This window comes from Geopseudomonas sagittaria, from assembly GCF_900115715.1.
GTDB classification, from domain to species: Bacteria; Pseudomonadota; Gammaproteobacteria; order Pseudomonadales; family Pseudomonadaceae; genus Geopseudomonas; species Geopseudomonas sagittaria.
Genome location: NZ_FOXM01000005.1, coordinates 179,504 through 201,698 on the forward strand (window position 1 = coordinate 179,504; position 22,195 = coordinate 201,698).

Annotated in this window: 13 protein-coding genes; 5 read left to right on the forward strand and 8 right to left on the reverse strand. The window is 68.3% G+C overall.

Annotated features, from left to right (window positions below):
* The first annotated feature begins 121 nt into the window (after nt 1–121).
* From gltB to hemE, 3 genes are all read left to right on the forward strand, one after another.
* Nucleotides 122–4,567, forward strand: coding sequence for a glutamate synthase large subunit (gene gltB, locus BM297_RS08385; RefSeq protein ID WP_092430174.1), 4,446 nt, complete (start codon nt 122–124; stop codon nt 4,565–4,567).
* 114 nt (nt 4,568–4,681) lie between these two features.
* Nucleotides 4,682–6,100 carry an FAD-dependent oxidoreductase gene (locus BM297_RS08390; RefSeq protein WP_092430175.1) on the forward strand — a complete coding sequence of 473 codons (1,419 nt, stop codon included), beginning with the start codon at nt 4,682–4,684 and terminating at the stop codon, nt 6,098–6,100.
* Between the two features lie 137 nt (nt 6,101–6,237).
* Complete coding sequence (gene hemE, locus BM297_RS08395; protein WP_092430177.1) at nt 6,238–7,302, forward strand: uroporphyrinogen decarboxylase; 1,065 nt, start codon at nt 6,238–6,240, stop codon at nt 7,300–7,302.
* Nucleotides 7,303–7,352: 50 nt separating this feature from the next.
* Here hemE and BM297_RS08400 read toward each other — a convergent pair whose 3' ends face one another.
* On the reverse strand, nt 7,353–8,600 hold the full coding sequence (locus BM297_RS08400) for an MFS transporter (protein WP_092430179.1): 1,248 nt from the start codon (nt 8,598–8,600) through the stop codon (nt 7,353–7,355).
* Between the two features lie 149 nt (nt 8,601–8,749).
* On the opposite strand from BM297_RS08400, the gene BM297_RS08405 reads away from it, so the two are divergent.
* A complete protein-coding gene (locus BM297_RS08405) occupies nt 8,750–9,688 on the forward strand; it encodes a LysR substrate-binding domain-containing protein (protein ID WP_092430181.1) in 939 nt (312 codons plus the stop codon).
* Between the two features lie 66 nt (nt 9,689–9,754).
* Nucleotides 9,755–10,525 (forward strand): ParA family protein, encoded by a 771-nt coding sequence (locus tag BM297_RS08410; RefSeq protein ID WP_092430183.1) that lies wholly within the window; start codon nt 9,755–9,757, stop codon nt 10,523–10,525.
* A gap of 30 nt (nt 10,526–10,555) precedes the next feature.
* On the opposite strand, the gene BM297_RS08415 is transcribed toward BM297_RS08410, so the two are convergent.
* The 7 genes from BM297_RS08415 to BM297_RS08445 form a co-directional block, all read right to left on the reverse strand.
* Entirely contained in the window at nt 10,556–11,347 is a 792-nt protein-coding gene (locus BM297_RS08415; RefSeq protein ID WP_092430185.1) for a universal stress protein, read from the reverse strand.
* Nucleotides 11,348–11,420: 73 nt separating this feature from the next.
* A complete protein-coding gene (gene trxC / locus BM297_RS08420) occupies nt 11,421–11,855 on the reverse strand; it encodes a thioredoxin TrxC (RefSeq protein ID WP_092430187.1) in 435 nt (144 codons plus the stop codon).
* Between the two features lie 211 nt (nt 11,856–12,066).
* Entirely contained in the window at nt 12,067–13,344 is a 1,278-nt protein-coding gene (locus BM297_RS08425; RefSeq protein ID WP_092430189.1) for a bifunctional O-acetylhomoserine aminocarboxypropyltransferase/cysteine synthase, read from the reverse strand.
* Nucleotides 13,345–13,449: 105 nt separating this feature from the next.
* Nucleotides 13,450–15,240, reverse strand: coding sequence for an SLC13 family permease (locus tag BM297_RS08430; protein WP_092430191.1), 1,791 nt, complete (start codon nt 15,238–15,240; stop codon nt 13,450–13,452).
* 170 nt (nt 15,241–15,410) lie between these two features.
* A complete protein-coding gene (gene selO, locus BM297_RS08435) occupies nt 15,411–16,874 on the reverse strand; it encodes a protein adenylyltransferase SelO (protein WP_092430365.1) in 1,464 nt (487 codons plus the stop codon).
* 71 nt (nt 16,875–16,945) lie between these two features.
* Nucleotides 16,946–20,254 carry a mechanosensitive channel MscK gene (gene mscK, locus BM297_RS08440; protein WP_092430193.1) on the reverse strand — a complete coding sequence of 1,103 codons (3,309 nt, stop codon included), beginning with the start codon at nt 20,252–20,254 and terminating at the stop codon, nt 16,946–16,948.
* 119 nt (nt 20,255–20,373) lie between these two features.
* Nucleotides 20,374–22,116 carry a potassium/proton antiporter gene (locus BM297_RS08445; protein ID WP_092430195.1) on the reverse strand — a complete coding sequence of 581 codons (1,743 nt, stop codon included), beginning with the start codon at nt 22,114–22,116 and terminating at the stop codon, nt 20,374–20,376.
* Nucleotides 22,117–22,195: the final 79 nt, after the last annotated feature.

Here is a 22,195-nt window from a genome sequence, read left to right on the forward strand (position 1 = left end):
TGGGCTGCGCGCTACAATGGCGCATCCGTGATCGCACCCCGCGCCACAAACGTGGTAGCAAAGGGGAACAAATTGCGAAAAATCGCCCGAATCAAGTAAAAGTTAGCCGGTGAGAGTGCCTATGAAAGCAGGTCTGTACCATCCTGAGCAGTTCAAGGATAACTGCGGCTTCGGTCTGATTGCCCACATGCACGGGCAGCCCAGCCACCATCTGCTGCAGACTGCCATTGAAGCCCTGACATGCATGACCCACCGCGGCGGCATCAATGCCGACGGCAAGACCGGCGATGGCTGTGGTCTGCTGCTGCAGAAGCCCGATCGTTTCCTGCGTGTGCTGGCCGCCGAGCAGTTCGGCGTGCACCTGCCCGAGCAGTACGCGGTCGGCATGCTGTTCCTCAGTCAGGACGAAGCCCGCGCCACGCGCGCGCGCGAGGCGGTCAATGCGCAACTGGCCGCCCAGGGCCTGAAGCTGGTCGGCTGGCGCAGCGTGCCGGTGGATACCTCGGTACTCGGCCGTCTGGCGCTGGAGTGCCTGCCGCGCATCGAGCAGGTGTTCGTCAGCGGCGAAGGTCTCGATGACCAGCAGATCGCGATCAAGCTGTTCTACGCCCGCCGCCACGCCGAAGTCGCCCTCAAGGACGACGCGGACTTCTACGTCTGCAGCCTGTCGGCCAAGGACATCATCTACAAGGGTCTGATGATGCCGGCCGATCTGGCCAGCTTCTTCCCCGATCTGGGCGACGAGCGCCTGGAAACCGCGATCTGCGTGTTCCACCAGCGCTTCTCCACCAACACCCTGCCGCGCTGGCCGCTGGCCCAGCCGTTCCGCTTCCTGGCGCACAACGGCGAGATCAATACCATCACCGGCAACCGCAACTGGGCGGTGGCGCGGCGCAACAAGTTCGCCAACGAGCTGCTGCCCGATCTGGAAAGCATCGCCCCGCTGGTCAACCGCACCGGTTCCGACTCCTCGAGCATGGACAACATGCTTGAACTGCTGGTCACCGGCGGCATGGACCTGTTCCGCGGACTGCGCATGATCATTCCGCCGGCCTGGCAGAACGTCGAGACCATGGACGTCGAGCTGCGCAGCTTCTACGAATACAACTCCATGCACATGGAGCCGTGGGACGGCCCAGCCGGCGTGGTGCTGACCGACGGTCGCCACGCCGTCTGCCTGCTCGACCGCAACGGCCTGCGTCCGGCGCGCTGGGTCACCACCAAGAACGGCTACATCACCCTCGCTTCGGAAGTCGGCGTGTGGAACTACGCGCCGGAAGACGTGATCGCCAAGGGCCGCGTCGGCCCGGGGCAGATCCTCGCCGTGGACACTGAGACCGGCCAGGTGCTGCACACCGCGGACATCGACAACCGCCTGAAGTCGCGGCATCCCTACCGCCAGTGGCTGCGCCAGAATGCCCTGCGCATCCAGGCCAGCATGGAAGAGGACCAGGGCGCGGCTGCCTACGACAGCGGGCAGCTCAAGCAGTACATGAAGATGTTCCAGGTCACCTTCGAGGAGCGTGACCAGGTGCTGCGGCCGCTCGCCGAGCAGGGCCAGGAAGCGGTCGGCTCGATGGGCGACGACACCCCGATGGCGGTGCTGTCGCGGCGCGTGCGCTCGACCTACGACTACTTCCGCCAGCAGTTCGCCCAGGTGACCAACCCGCCGATCGATCCGCTGCGCGAGTCGATCGTCATGTCGCTGGAAACCTGCCTGGGCGCCGAGCGCAACGTGTTCGAGGAGTCCGCCGACCACGCCAACCGCGCGATCCTCAACACCCCGGTGATCTCCCCGGCCAAGTGGCAGGCGCTGATGACCCTGGACCGCCCGGGCTTCGAGCGGCAGGTCATCGACCTCAACTACGACGAGTCGCTCGGTCTCGAGGCGGCGGTGCGCGCCATCGCCGACCAGGCCGAGGCCGCCGTGCGTGCCGGCAAGGTGATGCTGGTCCTCAGCGACCGCCACATCGCCCCCGGCAAGCTGCCGGCGCACGCCTCGCTGGCGGTCGGTGCGGTGCACCACCGCCTGACCGAGAAGGGCCTGCGCTGCGACTGCAACATCCTGGTGGAAACCGCCACCGCGCGCGATCCGCATCACTTCGCCGTGCTGATCGGCTTCGGCGCCACCGCGGTCTATCCGTTCCTCGCCTACGAGGTGCTGGCCGACCTGATCCGCAGCGGCGAGGTGCTCGGCGACCTGCACGAGTCGTTCAAGCACTACCGCAAGGGCATCTCCAAGGGCCTGCTGAAGATCCTCTCGAAGATGGGCATCTCCACCGTCGCCTCCTACCGTGGCGCCCAGCTGTTCGAAGCCATCGGCCTGGCCGACGAGGTGGTCGAGCTGAGCTTCCGCGGCGTCGCCAGCCGCATCCAGGGCGCGCGCTTCGTCGACCTCGAGGCCGAGCAGAAGCTGCTGGCCGTCGAGGCGTGGAACCAGCGCAAGGCGATCCAGCAGGGCGGCCTGCTCAAGTTCGTCCACGGCGGCGAATACCATGCCTACAACCCGGACGTGGTGCGCCTGCTCCAGGAAGCCGTGCAGCAGGGCGACTATGCGCGCTTCCGCGACTACACCGCGTTGGTCGACAGCCGCCCCGTATCGATGATTCGCGACCTGCTCAAGGTCAAGACCGCCGCGCAGCCGCTGGCGCTCGACCAGGTCGAGCCGCTCAGCGCGATCTTCAAGCGCTTCGACGCCGCGGGCATCTCCCTCGGCGCGCTGTCGCCGGAAGCCCACGAGGCGCTGGCCGAGGCGATGAACCGTCTGGGCGGGCGCTCCAACTCCGGCGAGGGCGGCGAAGACCCGGCGCGCTACGGCACCATCAAGAGCTCGAAGATCAAGCAGGTGGCTACCGGCCGCTTCGGCGTCACCCCGGAATACCTGGTCAACGCCGAAGTGCTGCAGATCAAGGTCGCCCAGGGCGCCAAACCCGGCGAGGGCGGCCAGCTGCCGGGCGGCAAGGTCAATCCGCTGATCGCCCGCCTGCGCTACGCGGTGCCCGGCGTGACCCTGATCTCGCCGCCGCCGCACCACGACATCTACTCGATCGAGGACCTGGCCCAGCTGATCTTCGACCTCAAGCAGGTCAACCCGCAGGCGCTGGTGTCGGTCAAGCTGGTCGCCGAGCCGGGCGTCGGCACCATCGCCGCCGGCGTGGCCAAGGCCTATGCCGACCTGATCACCATCTCCGGCTATGACGGCGGCACCGGCGCCTCGCCGCTGACCTCGATCAAGTACGCCGGCAGCCCGTGGGAGCTGGGCCTCGCCGAGGCGCACCAGACCCTGCGCGGCAACGACCTGCGCGGCAAGGTGCGCGTGCAGACCGACGGCGGCCTGAAGACGGGCCTCGACGTGATCAAGGCCGCCATCCTCGGCGCCGAGAGCTTCGGCTTCGGCACCGCGCCGATGATCGCCCTGGGCTGCAAGTACCTGCGCATCTGCCACCTGAACAACTGCGCCACCGGCGTGGCCACCCAGAACGACCAGCTGCGCAAGGACCACTTCATCGGCACCGTCGAGATGGTGATGAACTTCTTCACCTTCATCGCCGAGGAAACCCGCGAGTGGCTGGCCAAGCTGGGCGTGCGCAGCCTGGCCGAGCTGATCGGACGCACCGACCTGCTCGAGGTGCTGCCGGGTGAAACCGCCAAGCAGGGCAACCTGGACCTGACCCCGCTGCTCGGCAGCGACCACATCCCGGCCGACAAGCCGCAGTTCTGCGAGGTGGAGAAGAACCCGCCGTTCGACCAGGGCCTGCTGGCCGAGAAGATGGTCGAGATGGCGTTGCCGGCGATCAAGGCCAAGAGCGGCGGCGAGTTCGCCCTCGACATCTGCAACTGCGACCGCTCCATCGGCGCGCGCATCTCCGGCGAGATCGCCCGGGTGCATGGCAACCAGGGCATGGTCGACGCGCCGCTGAGCTTCCGCTTCACCGGCACCGCGGGGCAGAGCTTCGGCGTGTGGAACGCCGGCGGCCTCAACCTGTACCTGCAGGGCGATGCCAACGACTACGTCGGCAAGGGCATGACCGGCGGCAAGATCGTCATCACCCCGTCCGTGGGCTGCGAGATGCAGAGCCAGGAGTCGGCGATCATCGGCAACACCTGCCTGTACGGCGCCACCGGCGGCAAGCTGTTCGCCGCCGGTACCGCGGGCGAGCGTTTCGCGGTGCGCAACTCCGGCGCCCACACCGTGGTGGAAGGCACCGGCGACCACTGCTGCGAGTACATGACCGGCGGCTTCGTCTGCGTGCTGGGCAAGACTGGCTACAACTTCGGTTCGGGCATGACCGGCGGCTTCGCCTACGTGCTCGACCTGGACAACAGCTTCGTCGACCGCGTCAACCACGAGCTGGTGGACATCCAGCGCATCAGCAGCGAAGCCATGGAGGCCTACCGCAGCCACCTCAAGCGCGTGCTGGTCGAGTACGTGGAAGAGACCGGCAGTGCCTGGGGTCAGCAGATTGTGGAGAATCTCGACGACTACGCGCGGCGCTTCTGGCTGGTCAAGCCGAAGGCCGCCAGTCTGAAGACGCTGCTGTCCAGCACCCGGGCCAACCCGCAGTAAGGCCGCTCCGAGCCGCCAGCCTCGCCCGCCAGGGGCAGCGAGGCTGGCCGGTTCCCCAGATGAGTTTCGCAGCTTGAAGCACGTGACTTGAGGCTGCTGCAAAGAGGTTTTGATATGACTGAACGTCTGAACAACGACTTCCAGTTCATCGAGGTCGGCCGCAAGGATCCGAAGAAGAAACTGCTGCGCCAGCGCAAGAAGGAATTCGTCGAGATCTACGACCTGTTCAAGCCGCAGCAGGCGACCGAACAGGCGCACCGCTGCCTGGAGTGCGGCAACCCGTACTGCGAATGGAAGTGCCCGGTGCACAACTTCATTCCCAACTGGCTGAAGCTGGTCTCCGAGGGCAACATCCTCGCCGCCGCCGAGCTGTCGCACCAGACCAACACCCTGCCGGAAGTCTGCGGCCGCGTGTGCCCACAGGACCGCCTGTGCGAGGGTGCCTGCACCCTGGCCGACGGCTTCGGCGCGGTGACCATCGGCTCGGTGGAGAAGTACATCACCGACACCGCCTTCGCCATGGGCTGGCGCCCGGACATGTCCAAGGTGGTGCCGACCGGCAAGCGCGTCGCGGTGGTCGGTGCCGGCCCCGCCGGTCTCGGCTGCGCCGACGTGCTGGTGCGCAACGGCGTGACCCCGGTGGTGTTCGACAAGAACCCGGAGATCGGCGGCCTGCTGACCTTCGGCATCCCCGAGTTCAAGCTGGAAAAGACCGTGCTGAGCCGGCGCCGCGAAGTGTTCACCGGCATGGGCATCGAGTTCCGCCTCAACACCGAGGTGGGCAAGGACGTGAGCATGGAGCAGCTGCTCGCCGAATATGACGCCGTGTTCATGGGCATGGGCACCTACAGCTACATGAAGGGCGGCTTCGCCGGCGAGGACCTGCCGGGCGTCTTCGATGCGCTGGACTTCCTGATCGCCAACGTCAACCGCAACCTCGGCTTCGAGAAGTCCCCCGAGGACTTCATCGACATGGCCGGCAAGAAGGTGGTGGTGCTCGGCGGTGGCGACACGGCGATGGACTGCAACCGCACCTCGATCCGTCAGGGCGCCAAGGCGGTCACCTGTGCCTACCGTCGCGACGAGGCGAACATGCCGGGCTCGCGCCGCGAGGTGAAGAACGCCAAGGAAGAAGGGGTCAAGTTCCTGTTCAACCGCCAGCCGATTGCCATCGTCGGCGAAGGCCGCGTCGAAGGCGTCAAGGTCATCGAGACCCGCCTCGGCGAGCCGGATGCCCGCGGTCGCCGCAGCCCCGAGCCGATTCCGGGCTCCGAGGAGATCCTCCCGGCCGACGCCGTGGTGATCGCCTTCGGCTTCCGGCCGAGCCCGGCGCCGTGGTTCGAGCAGTTCGGCATCGCCATCGATGACCAGGGTCGCGTGGTCGCTCCGGAAGCCGGTCAGTTCAAGCACCAGACCAGCAACCCGAAGATCTTCGCCGGCGGCGACATGGTGCGCGGCTCCGACCTGGTGGTCACCGCGATCTTCGAAGGCCGCCAGGCCGCCGAGGGCATCCTCGACTACCTGGGCGTCTGAACCGTGACCGGTCGCTGTGGCGGGACTCCTCCGCGCAGCTGACCCCGGTCAAGCCAACCACGAAAGGCACGGCACCCGCCGTGCCTTTTGCTGTGTGCTTTGCGACAATGCCCCCTGAATTTTCGCCGGAAGCCGTTATGACCGTCCTGAAGAACGACCGTTTCCTTCGCGCCCTGCTCAAGCAGCCTGTCGATGTCACCCCGGTGTGGATGATGCGCCAGGCCGGACGCTACCTCCCCGAGTACCGTGCCAGCCGCGCCAAGGCTGGCGATTTCATGAGCCTGTGCATGAATCCCGAGCTGGCCTGCGAGGTCACCCTGCAGCCGCTGGACCGCTACCCGCTGGATGCCGCCATCCTGTTCTCCGACATCCTGACCATTCCGGATGCCATGGGTCTGGGCCTGTACTTCGAGACCGGCGAAGGGCCGCGCTTCAAGAAGGTGGTCAGCACCCCGGCCGACATCGCCGCGCTGCCGATCCCCGATCCGGAAAAGGATCTCGGCTACGTGATGGACGCGGTGCGCACCATCCGCCGCGAGCTCAACGGCCGTGTGCCGCTGATCGGCTTCTCCGGCAGCCCGTGGACCCTGGCCACCTACATGGTCGAGGGTGGTTCGTCCAAGGACTTCCGCAAGTCCAAGGCGATGCTCTACGACAACCCGCAGGCCATGCACGCGCTGCTCGACAAGCTGGCCCAGTCGGTCACCAGCTACCTGAATGCGCAGATCCTCGCCGGCGCCCAGGCCGTGCAGATCTTCGACTCCTGGGGCGGCAGCCTGTCGGATGCGGCCTACCGCGAGTTCTCGCTGTTCTACATGGAGCGCATCGTCAGCGGCCTGATCCGCCAGCACGAGGGCCGCGAAGTGCCGGTGATCCTGTTCACCAAGGGCGGCGGTCTGTGGCTGGAGTCCATGGCCGAGGCCGGCGCCACCGCGCTGGGCCTGGACTGGACCTGCGACATCCGCAACGCCCGCGCCCGCGTCGGCGACAAGGTGGCCCTGCAGGGCAACATGGACCCGACCGTGCTGTACGCCAACCCGACGGCGATCCGCGCCGAAGTGGCGCGCATCCTCGAGCGTTACGGCAACGGCTCGGGCCACGTGTTCAACCTCGGCCACGGCATCACCCCGGAAGTCGATCCGCGCAATGCCGGAGTGTTCATCGAGGCGGTGCACGAGCTGTCGGCGCAGTATCACCAGTGATCAGTACGCGGTTCTGAAAAGACCGGCGCCCGTTTGCCAGTCCGGCGCGCTCAGGCCTGTGGCTGCTTGGGTGGCAGCCGCGACAGGTGCAGCGCCACCAGCAGCGCCACCGCAAGCAGGGCGGCGATGAACAGGCCGACACCGGTCCAGCCGCCGCGCTGCCAGAACAGGCCGCCGAGGGTGCCGGCCACGCTGGAGCCCAGGTAGTAGCTGAACAGGTACAGCGACGAGGCCTGGCCACGGGCCTGCAGGGCGCGGCGGCCGACCCAGCTGCTGGCCAGCGAGTGGGCGGCGAAGAAGCCGAAGGCGAACAGCAGCATGCCGACGAGGATCAGCGCCAGCGAGGCGAACAGGGTCAGCAGCAGGCCGCCCAGCATCAGCAGGATCGCCGGCCAGAACACCCGGTGGCGGCCGAGGCGGTCGGCCAGCAGGCCGGCCTGGGTCGAGCTGTAGGTGCCCGACAGGTAGACCACCGAGAGCAGGCCGACCAGGCTCAGGCTGAGGTTGTAGGGCGCCTCGAGCAGGCGGTAGCCGATGTAGTTGAACAGGGTGACGAAACCGCCCATCAGCAGGAAGGCTTCGAGAAACAGCCAGGGCAGGCCGCGGTCGGTCAGGTGCAGGCGCAGGCCGTTGGCCAGGTTGGCGAAGCTCAGCGGCGTCGGCCGGAAGTGCCGCGAGTCCGGCAGCAGGCGCCAGAACAGCAGCGCGGCGAGCAGCGCGAGGCCGCCGAGGGTGGCCACCGCCGCCTGCCAGGAGACGAAATCCACCAGCACGCCGCTGACCAGCCGGCCGCTCATGCCGCCCAGCGCGTTGCCGGAGATGTACAGGCCCATGGCCAGGCCGAGGTGCTGGGGATGGATTTCCTCGCTGAGGTAGGACATCGCCACCGCGACCAGGCCGCTCAGCGACAGGCCGACCAGCGCGCGCATCAGCAGCAGGGCATGCCAGTTGGGCATCAGCGGGGTGAGCAGGGTGCACAGCGCGGCGGCGCACAGCGCGGCGACCATCACCGGCTTGCGGCCGAGGGCGTCGGACAACGGACCGGTGAGCAGCAGGCCGATGGCCAGGGTGATGGTCGAGATCGACAGCGCCAGGCTGCTCTGCGCCGCGCTCAGGGCGAAGGCGGCGGACAGCACCGGCAGCATCGGCTGCACGCAGTAGAGCAGGGCGAAGGTGGCGAAGCCGCCGGCGAACAGCGCCCAGTTGGTGCGGCGGAACTGCGCGGTGCCCTTCTCGATGTGCCGCATCGTTTCGGCGGCACTCGGAGGCTGCACAGGGCTGGCGGCAAGGATCTTCATCGGTTCCTCGGCGGTGGCAGAGAGGCGCGAACGGGCCAGGGGCGACTCGGTGGGCGGGGCATGCCGGCAAGCATAGGTGAGGCGGTATTCTTAGTTCCAATATATTATTCGACCTGTCTGATATGTCTTGCGAATCGATAGAGTCGCCCATGGAACTCCGTCACCTGCGCTATTTCATCGCCGTCGCCGAGGAGCTGCACTTCGGTCGCGCCGCGCTGCAACTGGGTATCTCCCAGCCGCCGCTGAGCCAGCAGATCCAGGCGCTGGAGGACGAGCTCGGCGCGCGTCTGTTCGAGCGCACCAACCGGCGGGTGGTCCTCAGCGAGGTTGGCCGGCTGTTCCTGCCCGAGGCGCGGGCGGTGCTGGCGCAGCTGGACAAGGCGGTCGACGTGGCGCGCCGCGCGCAGCGCGGCGAGGTCGGCGAGCTGAAGGTCGGTTTCACCTCCTCGGCGCCGTTCACCTCGACCATTCCGCGGGCGATCCAGGCCTTCCGCCTGGCCTGTCCGGCGGTGCATCTGGACCTCTGCGAGCTGAGCAGCCGCGGCGTCGCCGAGGCGGTCGCCGAAGGGCGCCTGCAGGTCGGCATGCTGCGTCCGCTGGAGGCCATGCCCGCCGGGCTGCAGGCGCTGGAGCTGTTCGCCGAAGCGCTGGTGGCGGTGCTGCCGGCCGGCCATCCGCTGGCCGGCCGCGCGGCGGGGATCGACCTAAGCGAGCTGGCCGGGGAAGCCTTCGTGTTCTTCCCGCGCAGTTTCGGCACCGGCCTCTACGACCAGCTGCTCGACCTGGCGCGCGCCGCCGGCTTCACTCCGCGCATCGTCCAGGAGGCCAGCGAGGCGATGACCCTGATCGGTCTGGTCGCCACCGGCCTCGGCGTCACCGTGCTGCCGGCCTCGTTCAGCCGCATGCGCATCGACGGCGTGGTGTGCCGCACCCTGCGCGATGCCGGGGCCAGCACCGCGGTGTGGCTGGTGCGCCGCCGCGGCGAGGCCTCGCCGCTGGTGCAGCGTTTCGCCGAACTGCTCGAAGGCGAGGCGCGGCAGGCGCAGGCATTGCGGACAACGGCGGTCGATGCGCACAGGCGGACGTGAATGGGGTTAAATGCAGGCACAGCAACGCATCCGCGCACGGCGGAGCGCACCAGGGGAGACAGTGGCATGCGGCGTGTGGTGTTCAATCAGAAGGGCGGAGTCGGCAAGTCGAGCATCGCCTGCAACCTGGCGGCGGTGAGTGCGGCGCAGGGCTATCGCACCCTGCTGATCGATCTCGACAGCCAGGCCAACTCCACCCATTACCTCACCGGGCTGAGCGGCGACGCCATCCCGCTGGGCATCGCCGACTTCTTCAAGCAGGTGCTGGCCGGTAGCGCCGGCAAGAAGCCCAAGGTCAGGGTGCAGCCGACGCCCTTTGCCAATCTCGATCTGATCACCGCGAGTGCCGAGCTGGCCGACCTGCAACCCAAACTGGAGGCCAAGCACAAGATCAACAAGCTGCGCAAACTGCTCGACGAGCTGGACGAGGACTACGAGCGGATCTACCTGGATACCCCGCCGGCGCTGAATTTTTACACGGTTTCCGCGCTGATCGGCGCTGATCGGGTGCTGATTCCCTTCGACTGCGACAGCTTCTCGCGCCAGGCGCTGTACGGTCTGCTCGCCGAGCTCGACGAGCTGCGCGAGGACCACAACGAGGACCTCGAGGTCGAGGGCATCGTGGTCAACCAGTTCCAGCCGCGTGCGTCGCTGCCGCAGCAGCTGCTCGACGAGCTGATTGCCGAGCAGTTGCCGGTGCTGCCGGTGTACCTGGGCGCTTCGGTGAAGATGCGCGAGTCGCACCAGGCCTGCATGCCGCTGATCTTCCTCGACCCGCGGCACAAGCTGACCCAGCAGTTCGTCGAGCTGCACGCGCATCTGGAAAGCGCCGGCTGAGCGTCCCCCTGCTCCTGGCAGGGAAGGGGCTCAGCGGACCACCAGCACGTCGCAGGGCGGTTGCTGCAGCAGCTGCAGCACCAGGCTGCCGAGCAGGGCGTCGGCCAGCACGCCGCGGCTGTGCGCGCCGAGAGCCAGCAACTGCGGCTGCTCGGCGGCGATCACCGTCTGCAGGCAGTGCTCGCGTTCCCCCGACAGCAAGGCGTGGCTGAGCAGCAGCGGACGATCCGGCAGGCGGCGGCGTTCGTCGTCGACCAGGCGGTCGAACAGCTCGCGCTGGAACTGTCGTTCGGCGGGGTCGTCGAGGGCGTGGATCGCCGCCTGCTCGTCGATATGCAGGGCATGCACGCTGGCGCCGTCGGCCAGCAGCTGCCAGGTCTGCTGCAGGGCGCGGCTGGCGCAGGGCGAGAAGTCCAGCGCCACCAGCGCCCGCGTCCAGGGCTGCCAGGCGGGCTGCACCGCCAGCAGCAGCGGCACCGGGCAGCCCTGCAGCAGCTGCTCGAGGGTGGTGCCGGCAAAGCCTTGCGCCGACTGCGCGTGGTGCGCGCCGAGGACCACCAGATCGGCCGGCAGGCCGCGGACCTGAGCGAGAATTTCCTCCACCGGATGGCCGCTGCGCACCAGCAACTCGCTGCGCGCGCTCGCGCAGGCGGCCAGGGCGGGCGCCAGGCGGGCACGCGCGGCCTCGGCATCGCCCCCGGTCGCCAGCACATGCACCAGGCTCAGCCGCGCGCCCAGCTGCCGCGCCAGCAGGTCGGCGCGCTGCAGGGCCAGATCGGCCTCCGGGCTGAGGTCGTGGGCGACGAGGATGTGCTGAACCATGGGGATCTCACGCAGCGGAACGAAGGCCGCAGTATGCCGCGTGCGGCGCGCGCTGTCCCGTCGTGCTGCCGGTTCAGAGACCGTGCTGGCGCAGCCAGGCCAGCAGTTGCGGCAACGCCATGGCGCCGCTCTGTCGCGCCACTTCGACGCCGCCCTTGAACAGGATCAGGCTGGGGATCGAGCGGATGCCTAGCTGGCCGGCCAGGGGCTGGTTGGCCTCGCTGTCCAGCTTGGCCAGGCGCACGCGCCCGGACAGCTCGCGGGCGGCCTGGTCGAAGGTCGGCGCGAAGGCCTTGCACGGTCCGCACCAGTCGGCCCACACGTCGAGCAGCAGCGGCAGGTCGCCCTTGAGCTGGGCGGCGAAGCTGGCGCCGTCGACGGCGAACGGCTTGCCGGGCAGCACGGCACTCTTGCAGCGCCCGCAGCGCGGCGCCTCGCCGAGACGGGCGGCGGGGATGCGGTTGAGGCCGTTGCAGTGCGGGCAGGGGATGATCAGCGAGGCGGTCATGGCGGGCTCCACGGGGTGATCTTCCTAGTGTGGGGCCGCCGGACGGGATATCAAGGCGCCGTGTTCGCTCCCCGCTGTCAGTGCCAGTCTGTGGGAGGCGTGTGCAGGCTCGCCAAAAGCCCAAGCGCTTCGCCCCGAGGTCGGGCCTCCCACAGACAGGTCACCCGTTGCGCCCGGGGGCGCAACGGGCCAACGATCAGGCGAGGCGCGATCAGCCTTTGGCCGCCTCCAGCGCCTGGCCGAGGTCGGCGAGGATGTCGTCGATGTGCTCGATGCCGATCGACAGGCGCACCAGGTCGCGCGACACGCCGGCGCGGGCCAGCTCCTCGTCGTTGAGCTGGCGGTGGGTGGTGGAGGCCGGGTGGCAGGCCAGCGACTTGGCGTCGCCGATGTTGACCAGGCGTACCACCAGCTTGAGCGCGTCGATGAAGCGCGCCGCCGACTCGATGCCGCCGCCGATGCCGAACGACAGGATCGACGCCGGTCGGCCGCCCATGTAGCGCTGCGCCAGCGCGTGCTCGGGGTGATCGACCAGGCCGGCGTACTTCACCCAGCTGACCTGCGGGTGGTTCTGCAGGAACTCGGCGACCTGGCGCGCATTGGCGCAGTGGCGCTCCATGCGCAGGGCCAGGGTTTCCAGGCCCTGGAGGATCAGGAAGGCGTTGAACGGCGACAGCGCGGCACCCATGTTGCGCAGCGGCACCACGCGGCAGCGGCCGATGAACGCGGCCGGGCCGAAGGACTCGGTGTAGGTCACGCCGTGGTAGGAAGCGTCCGGGGTGTTGAGCAGCGGGAAGCGTTCCTTATTGTCCGCCCAGGGGAACTTGCCGGAGTCGACCACGATGCCGCCGATGCTGGTGCCGTGGCCGCCGATGTACTTGGTCAGCGAATGCACCACGATGTCGGCGCCGTGCTCGAACGGCCGGCAGAGGATCGGCGTGGCCACGGTGTTGTCGACGATCAGCGGCACGCCGTGGCGGTGGGCGGCGTCGGCCAGCGCCTGCAGGTCGACGATGTTGCCCGCCGGGTTGCCGATCGACTCGCAGAACACCGCCTTGGTGTTGGCGTCGATCAGCGCTTCCAGGGCGGCGATGTCGTCGTGCGCGGCGAAGCGCACCTCGATGCCTTGGCGCGGCAGGGTGTGGGCGAACAGGTTGTAGGTGCCGCCGTACAGCTTGGCCACCGAGACGATGTTGTCGCCGACGCCGGCGATGGTCTGGATCGCGTAGGTGATCGCCGCCATGCCCGAGGCCACCGCCAGCGCCGCCACGCCGCCCTCCAGCGCGGCCACGCGCTTCTCCAGCACGTCGGTGGTCGGGTTCATGATCCGCGTGTAGATGTTGCCGGCGACCTTGAGGTCGAACAGGTCGGCGCCGTGCTGGGTGTCGTCGAAGGCGTAGGAGGTGGTCTGGTAGATCGGCACCGCCACCGCCTTGGTGGTCGGGTCGGGGCTGTAGCCGGCGTGGATGGCCAGGGTTTCCGCTTTCATGCGCGCGCATTCCTTCGTGGGCAGGGAAAGCGCGCAGCATGCCGAGACCGCCGCAGGTCGGTCAATGCCACCATGCGCGATGGGGACATTGGTCGCCCCCGGGCGTCACAGCGGGGTCAGCGGCCAGAACAGCGGGATGATCAGGCTGGCCACCAGCCACAGCAGGGCGTTCAGCGGAATGCCGACCTTCATGAAGTCGCTGAAGCGGTAGCCGCCGGCGTTGTAGACGAAGGTGTTGGTCTGGTAGCCGATCGGCGTGGCGAAGCTGGCGCTGGCGGCGAACATCACTGCCACCACGAAGGCGCGCGGGTCGACGCCCAGCTGCTGGGCCATGCCGATGGCGATCGGGGTGACCAGCACCGCCACCGCATTGTTGGACAGCACCTCGGTGAGCACCGAGGTGAACAGGTAGATGAACGACAACAGCAGCAGCGGTCCGGCCCACGGCAGCAGGGCCATCACGTTCTCGACGATCAGCCTGACCAGGCCGACCTTGTCCATCGCCACGCTGATCGCCAGCATGCCGAAGATCAGGCTGAGGATCTTCCAGTCCACCGCCTTGTAGGCGTCTTCCACGTCCAGGCAGCGGGTGGCCAGCACGGTCACCGCGCCGATGATCGCCAGACCCTCGATCGGCATCACGCCGAGGGCCGCCAGCAGCATCACCGCGGCGGTGGCGAGCAGGGCGATCGGCGCCTTGTCGCGGCGGTAGGCGCGCTCCTGCACGGCGTTGAGGCTGATCAGCTCGCCGTTGTCGGCGAAGCGCTTGATCTGCGCCGGGGTGCCCTCGACCAGCATCACGTCGCCGAACTGCAGCTGGAAATCGTCGAGGTTGCCTCGCACGTTCTCGTCCTGGCGATGCACGGCCAGCACGTTGATGCCGTAGCGCGCGCTGAGGTCGAGGTCGCGCATCGGCCGGTGGCTGTAGCGCGAATTGCGCCCGACGATGGCCTCGGCGAGGATCAGGTCCTGACTGCTGACCGTCTCGAAGGCCTCGCCGCGGTTGAAGCTCAGATGGCCGCTCTCGCGCAGGTCGACCACCGCGCGGACCTGGCCGTGCAGCACCAGCAGGTCGCCGGCCTGGAGGACGAAGTCGTGCTGCGGGCGACTGATCTGCTCGGCATTGCGATTCACCTGCAACACCTGCAGGCCGCTGCCGCCGTTGAGGTTGGCCTCGGCGATGCTCTTGCCGATCACCGGCGAGTCCTGCGGCACGCGCAGTTCGCTCATGAACGCGCGATCGAGGTCGGGGCGCAGCTGCCGGGACAGGGTCTCGCGCTCGGGCAGCAGGCGCTTGCCGATGGTCAGCAGATAGAGCATGCCAGTCGCGGCGAGGATCAGCCCGGCGCCGGTGATCTCGAACATGCCGAACGGTTCGAGGCCGGCCTTGCGCGCCACGCCGTCGACCAGGATGTTGGTCGAGGTGCCGATCATGGTCAGCGAGCCGCCGAGGATGGTGGCGTAGGACAGCGGGATCAGCAGCTTGGAGGGCAGGGTGCCGGCGCGCTTGGCCAGGGCGATGGCCACCGGGGTGAGGATGGCCACCACCGGGGTGTTGTTGAGGAAGGCGGAGATCACCAAGGCGGTGACGGTCAGCCCCGCCAGCACCCGCGTCGGGCTGGTGCCGACCAGCTCGCCCAGCCAGTTGCCCAGCGCGTCGATGCAGCCGGTGCGCTCCAGGGCGGCGGACAGCACGAACATGCAGGCGATGGTCACCGGCGCCGAGTTGGACAGCACGCCGAGCACTTCGGCGGGCAGCAGCAGGCCGGTGACCAGCAGGGCGGCCACGGCGATGGCGGCGACGATGTCCGGGCTCCACTTCTCGCGGACGAAGGAAACCAGCACCCAGAGCAGCAGGGCGGCGACGAACCAGAGCGACAGCGAGTCCGGAAGCATGGACATCCTTGGAGCGAATCTCGTGTGAGGTATCGACACGGCACGCTGGGCGCACCGGCGCTGGCGCAACGATAAAAGCCTTCGCTTAGACAGTCCAAGAATGTTTGATAAGGTTTATATGCCTTTAAGAGTTAAAAACCGGGTCTGACCGGCAGCGCAAAGCGGTCGGTTCACGACGAGCAGCTGATCTCCAGGTGCTTGCCCCACTCCGGCGGGCGCTCGGCGTAGCGCTCCATCCCCGGCTGCTCGGCGAAGGGCCGCGAGAGCACCGCGTGCAGTTCGCGCACCGGGCCGTAATCGCCCTGCTGCGCGGCTTCGATGGCCTGCTGGGCCAGGTAGTTGCGCAGGATGTAGCGCGGATTGACCGCGTGCATCCGCGTGCGGCGCTGCTCCTGGGTGTCCTCGCCGTCGCGGCCGAGGCGGGCCAGGTAGCCGGCCGCCCAGGCGTCGAAACCGGCGAGGTCGACGAACTCCTCGCGCAGGCGCTGCACGGCCGCGGCGGCGGGGGCATCGCCGAGGCTGCGGAAGAAGCGGCTGTAGTCCACGCCGCCCTGCTGCATCAGGGCGAGCAGGCGCTGCACCAGCGTCTCGTCGCCGTCCTCGGCCGTGCGCAGGCCAAGGCGCCGGCGCATGCGGTCCAGATATTGAGCCTGATACAGCGGCAGGAACAGGCCGAGGGACTCGCGCAGGAGCTCCACGGCTACCAGCGGAGTCAGCGCCTGGCCCAGCGCCGAGAGGTTCCAGTGGGCGATCGGCACCTGGTTCTCGAAGCGGTAGCGGCCGCTGTCGTCGGAGTGGTTGCAGACGTGGCGGGCGTCGAAGTCGTCGAGGAAGGCGTAGGGGCCGTAGTCGAAGGTCAGGCCGAGCAGCGACATGTTGTCGGTGTTCATCACCCCGTGACAGAAGCCGTAGGCCTGCCACAGGGCGATGGTCTCGGCGGTGCGTTCGACCACGGTGCGGAACATCGCGGCGAACGGCTGTTCCTGCTCGCGGCACCCGGGGAAGTGGCAGTCCAGGGCGTGCTCGGCGAGCTGGCGCAGGGCCTCGTGCTGGCGGGTGTAGTAGAAGAACTCGAAATGGCCGAAGCGCAGGTGGCTGGGCGCCAGACGCAGCAGCATGGCGGCGGTTTCCGCGCGCTCGCGGTAGACGGGGGTGGTCGAGGCGACCACGCACAGCGCGCGGGTGGTGGGGATGCCCAGCGCGGCGAGATGCTCGCTGGCGAGGAACTCGCGGATCGAGCTGCGCAGCACCGCGCGGCCGTCGCCCATGCGCGAATACGGCGTGTAGCCGGCGCCCTTGAGGTGCAGGTCCCAGTATTCGCCGCGGGCGTTGACCACCTCGCCGAGCAGCAGGCCACGGCCGTCGCCGAGCTGCGGGTTGTACATGCCGAACTGGTGGCCGGAGTAGACCATCGCCCGCGGCTCGGCGTCCTGCCACAGCTGGTGGCCGGCGAACAGGGCGGCGAATTCGGGGCGCTGCGCTTCGGCCGGGTCGAGGTCGAGCAGCGCCATGGCCGCCGGGCTGGCTACCACCAGTTGCGGCTGCTCGATCGGCTGCGGCAGCACGCGGGTGGAGAAGGTGTCGCCGAGGCGGGCGAAGCGGTTGTCGAATGCGAGCTGGTCGAGGGTTTTCACGAAGGCCTCCGGCAATTCCCGAGCATTTCTCTAGGAAAAGATTGTGCTGGGGATTGCCGCAGGCCGTCCAGTCACGCGTCGCTCGACTTCAGCGGCTGGTCGCTGAGCAGCTGCAGCTGCTGGCCCTGCAGGTTCTTGAGGAACACGTCGAGCTGGCGGAAGGCGATCTCGATGCCGTGCTCGCGGAACAGACGGTCGATCTCGCGGTTGATCTCGTCGATCGCCGCGTTGCGGTCGCCCAGCTCGCGTACGTGGATGCGCAGCTCGTGGTCGAGGGTGCTTTCGCTGAAGGTGAGGAACAGCACCTGCGGATCCGGCTCCTTGAGTACCCGGGGGTTGTCGCGGGCGATCTGCAGCAGCAGCTTGCGCACCAGTTCGAGGTCGGAGCCGTAGGCCACGCCGATCTTGATGGTGACGCGGGTGACGGTGTCGGTCAGCGACCAGTTGATCAGCTGGCTGGTGATGAAGGTCTTGTTGGGGACGATGATTTCCTTGCGGTCGAAGTCGGTGATGGTGGTGGCGCGGATGCGGATCTTGCTCACCGACCCGGACAGGTTGCCGATGGTCACCACGTCGCCGATGCGCACCGGGCGCTCGAACAGGATGATCAGGCCGGAGATGAAGTTGGCGAAGATTTCCTGCATGCCGAAACCGATGCCCACCGACAGTGCGGCGACCAGCCACTGCAGCTTGTCCCAGCTGAGGCCCAGGGTCGACAGGGTGCTGACCAGGCCGAAGGCCATGATCGCGTAGGACAGCAGGGCGGTGGTGGCGTAGGCGCTGCCCTGGGCCAGCTGCATGCGCGACAGCACCAGCATCTCCAGCAGACCGGGCAGGTTGCGCGCCAGGGCCAGGGTGATCACCAGGATCACCAGGGCGCCGAGCAGGTCGCTGAGGCTGATCGGCACGCTGACGGCGGTCTCGCCGCTGCCGCTGGTGTATTCGTAGAGGGTCACGCTGTCCAGGTAGGTGAACACCGCCAGCAGGTCGGCCCAGACGAAGTAGAAGATGCCGCCGAAGGCCAGCAGCAGGCCCAGGCGGATCAGGCGCAGGGATTGCTGGTTGACCTGCTCCAGGGCCAGGGTCGGCTCCTCGATCAGCTCGCCCCCCTCGGCGCCCTCGCGCGGCGGGGTCTGCTGACGCGCCTGGGCGCGCTGCAGGGCCAGGCGGCGGGCGGCGACGCCGAGGCCGTGCATCACGGTCGACTGCACCACCGTCCAGATGGCGATGATGTACAGGCTGTCGAGCAGGCGGCCGGTGAGCTTGAGCGCGGTGTAGTAGTAGCCGAAGCCGACCAGCAGCACGTGGGCCAGCGGCAGGCCGACCAGCAGCAAGGCGGCGATGAAGTGCAGCACCCGCGAGCCGAAGAACGGCGGTTGGCTGCGCATGATGCGCAGGAGGATCCAGCTCATCAGCAGGAAGCCGGTGAGGACGATGAAGATGCCCAGCACGTCCTCGGCCAGCCCGGTGAGCTGGCGTTCGGCGATGCTCACCACCAGCACCATCGGCATCACCACCAGGCCGAGCAGGCGCACCTGGCGATAGAGGCTCTGCACCCGCTGCGGTTCCCAGCCGAAGTGGCGCTCGGCCACGCTGCCACGGGCCAGCAGGCGGTAGCTGACGCCGAACACCAGCATGGCCTGGGCCAGCTTGAGCAGCGACTCGCCGAAGATGGTGGTGGCCTGCTGCGGATCCTGGATCAGCATCACGCCGCAGGCGGCGACGATCAGCGGCAGCGGCAGCACCAGCAGGAAGTGGCAGAGCACCGCCAGCGGCGTGAGCAGCTGGCGGTAGCGGCGCAGCTGGTGGAGGTCGTCGTCGATGCGTGTCAGGCGGCGGCGCAGCCAGGGGCGTCCGGCGAACAGGGCGGCGAGCAGCACCACCAGCGGCAGGAAGCGCAGCGGCTGATCGATCAGGCCGCGGCCGATGGCCCTGGCGCTGTCGCCCAGCGGCAGGGCGTCGAGCTGGCGCTGCAGGCGCTCGGGGGCACCCTTGAACCAGTCGAGGTCGAGCGGCTTGTTGCTGGCGATCCAGAACATCTGCTCGTCGAGGGTGCGGCTCAGGCTGGCACTGGTGGCCAGCAGCTGCTTCTGGTTGAGCTGCAGGGTGATGGCCTGGGTCAGCAGGTTACCCAGCTCGGTGTTGAGGCGATCGAGCAGCGCCAGGCGCGCGCGCGCCAGTTGCTCCAGCTCGCTGCGCAGCTCGGGCGTCACGCTGTCGGCCGACTGGCTGGTCAGCAGGCTGTCGACGTACTGGATCGGGTTGGCGATTTCGGCGCGACGCTGGTTCAGCTCGAACTGGTAGAGACGCAGGTCGGCGATTTCGTCGGCGAGGTTCTTGTCCGCACTGACCTTGGGCAGGGCGTTCTTCTGCTGGTAGAGGATGCGGGTCAGCAGCAGGCTGCCCTTGAGCACGGCGATCTGTTCGTCGAGCGCCTGTTCGGCCTGTTTCAGCGAGTCGAGCTGCTGCTTGGTACCGATGTTCTTGCGGATCAGCTCGTTGGCGCGATCGGTGGCCTTGAGCAGGTAGTCGCTCAGGGCCAGGTTGAGATCGGCCTGGGTGGCCAGCAGGCTGCCGCTCTGGTTGCCTTGGCTCTCGCGCGACAGCTGGGCCACGGTTTCCGCCGACTCCTCGCGACGTTTGGCGTTGAGGGTGTTCTGCAGGGCGAGGATCTGCGCCTCGAGCAGGGCGATGCGCTGGGTCAGCAGGGCGCGCTGGCTGGCGCTGAGGTCCTGCAGCGTGGTGTTGCCGGCCAGTTCCTGGCGGCGCAGCTGCGAGACCGCCTCCAGCGCCGCCAGCTCGCTCTGCAGCATGGCCCGCTGTTCGGGGCCGAGCGGTACGTTCTTGTCCTTGCCACTCTTGAGCTGCTCGCGGATTGTCTGGGTGCGGGCCTGGTTGGCGCTGATCTCGACCTGCGCGCGCTCGGGACGGGTCTGCGCGTCGATCAGCGCATTGGTGGCCTGGGCCAGCTGCGCCTGCCAGTCGTTGAGCTGGCTCAGGCGCTCGGCCAGCATGCTCTCCAGCTGCGCAGCGGGCAGGTTGGCGTAGCGTGCGGTCAGCTCCTCGGCCGCCACCGGCTTGAGCTGGGCCTGTTCGCGCTGGGCCTCGCCGGTCAGTTTGGGCGCGTCGGCCAGGCGCTGCTTGAGACTGGCCAGCTCGTCGCTGCTGCTCTGGATCTTCTGCAGGTTGTCGAGGGTCTTCTGCAGGGTTTCCTGCAGGGCCTTGTGCTCGGCCTCGGGCAGCTTGCGTGCCTCGAGACTGGACAGGCTTTTCTGCACGGCGGCGGCATTGGGCAGCGCGTCGGTGGCGCTGGCGAAGGGCGCGAGGATCAGCAGACTCAGCAGCAGCGAAGCCAGGATCGGGCGTAGCTTGAACATCATGGCGAGCACGGTTTTGTTGAGGAACCGGCAAGCCTACTGGGGCCGCGCCGCCTCGACAAGGCTGTCGGTCCGGAAGTGCCGATGTCGACGGGCGCTGCGCTCGCCGCCCGCGCCGCGCTTCAGAGCATCAGCAGCGGCCCGGCGCCGCCGGCGGGGAGCTTGAGACCGACCTTGCGGATGCGCTTGCCTTCCATCTGCGCCACCGTCCAGGTGCGTCCGGCCCACTCGACCTGGTCGCCGACCACCGGCTCGCCGCCGATCAGCTGGGCGACGAACGGGCCGAGCGCCTGGTGCGGGTCGGCGCCGCCCAGCGGCAGGCCGTAGAGCGCCGCCACCGGGCCCAGCTCGGCGTCGCCCTCGAGGACGAAGTCGCCGAAGAAGCGCAGGTCCTGGCCGCTCTTCGGCGCCTGGCTGAACAGCTTGCCCAGCGCCGGCAGGTCCTTTTCGTGGCCGATCACGCAGAGGATGTCGCCGGCCTCCAGATGGGTGCTGCCGCTGGGGTGGAGCAGTTCGCGGCCGCGAAACAGCGCGGCGATGCGCGTGCCCTCGGGCATCTTCAGCATCCGCAGCGGCGCGCCGACGCACCAGCGGTCGGCGCGCAGCTTGTAGACGAACATCTCCCACTGGCTGGTCGGGTGGATCTCCAGGCCGGCACGGGAGATCGGCGCGGGCTGCGGCGGCACCTCGACGCGGGTCTTGCGCGCCGCCCAGCCGAGGGTGCTGCCCTGCAGCAGCAGCGACACCAGCACGATGAAGAACGCCACGTTGAAGAACAGCTGGGCGTTGGCCAGCCCGGCGACCAGCGGGAACACCGCGAGGATCACCGGCACCGCGCCGCGCAGGCCGATCCAGGAGATGAACAGCCGCTCGCGGAAGTGGAAGGCGCGAAACGGCAGCAGGCCGATGAACACCGACAGCGGGCGGGCGAACAGGATCATCCACAGCGACAGCAGCAGCGCCGGCACGGCGATCGGCAGCAGCTCGCTGGGGGTGAGCAGCAGGCCGAGGACCAGGAACATGCCGATCTGGCTGAGCCAGGCCAGGCCGTCGAACATGTGCAGGATGCCGTGGCGGTTGCGGATCGGCCGGTTGCCGAGCATCAGGCCGCAGACGTACACGGCGAGGATGCCGCTGCCGCCGATCTCGCCGGCGAAGGCGTAGATCATGATGCCGCCGCTGACCGCCAGCAGCGGGTAGAGGCCGTCGGCCACCGCCAGGCGGTTGACCAGCTGCAGCAGCAGCCAGCCGCCGGCCAGGCCGAGGACGATGCCGATGCCGAACTGCAGGAGCAGCGACAGCAGCACGTCCCAGCCGAAGCTGGTCTGCCCGGAGGCGAGCATGCCGATCAGGGTCACGGTGAGGAACATCGCCATCGGGTCGTTGCTGCCCGACTCGATCTCCAGGGTCGAGCCGACCCGCTCGTTGAGGCCCTTGCCGTTGAGCAGGTTGAACACCACGGCGGCGTCGGTGGAGGCGACGATGGCGCCGATCAGCAGGCCCTCGAGCAGCTTGAGGTCGAACAGCCAGGCGGCGGCCAGACCGGTCAGCCCGGCGGTGATCACCACGCCGACGGTGGCCAGCGACATCGCCGGCCACAGGGCGACGCGGAAGGTGGCCACCCGGGTGCGCATGCCGCCGTCGAGGAGGATCACCGCCAGCGCCAGGTTGCTGACCAGGTAGGCCAGCGAGTAGTCGTTGAACACGATGCCGCCGATGCCGTCGACGCCGGCGAGCATGCCCACGGCGAGGAAGATCACCAGGACCGGGATGCCGATGCGTGCGGAGAACGAGCTGACCAGAATGCTGACGCCGACCAGCAATGCGCCGACGAAGAACAGGCTGTTGACGGCGGCGGTATCCACGGCGGGCTCCAGAGGCGGCTTGACGGGCGGATGAAATCATGCACTTGGCGTGCCAATCGATTCTAACCTGTTGATTTGT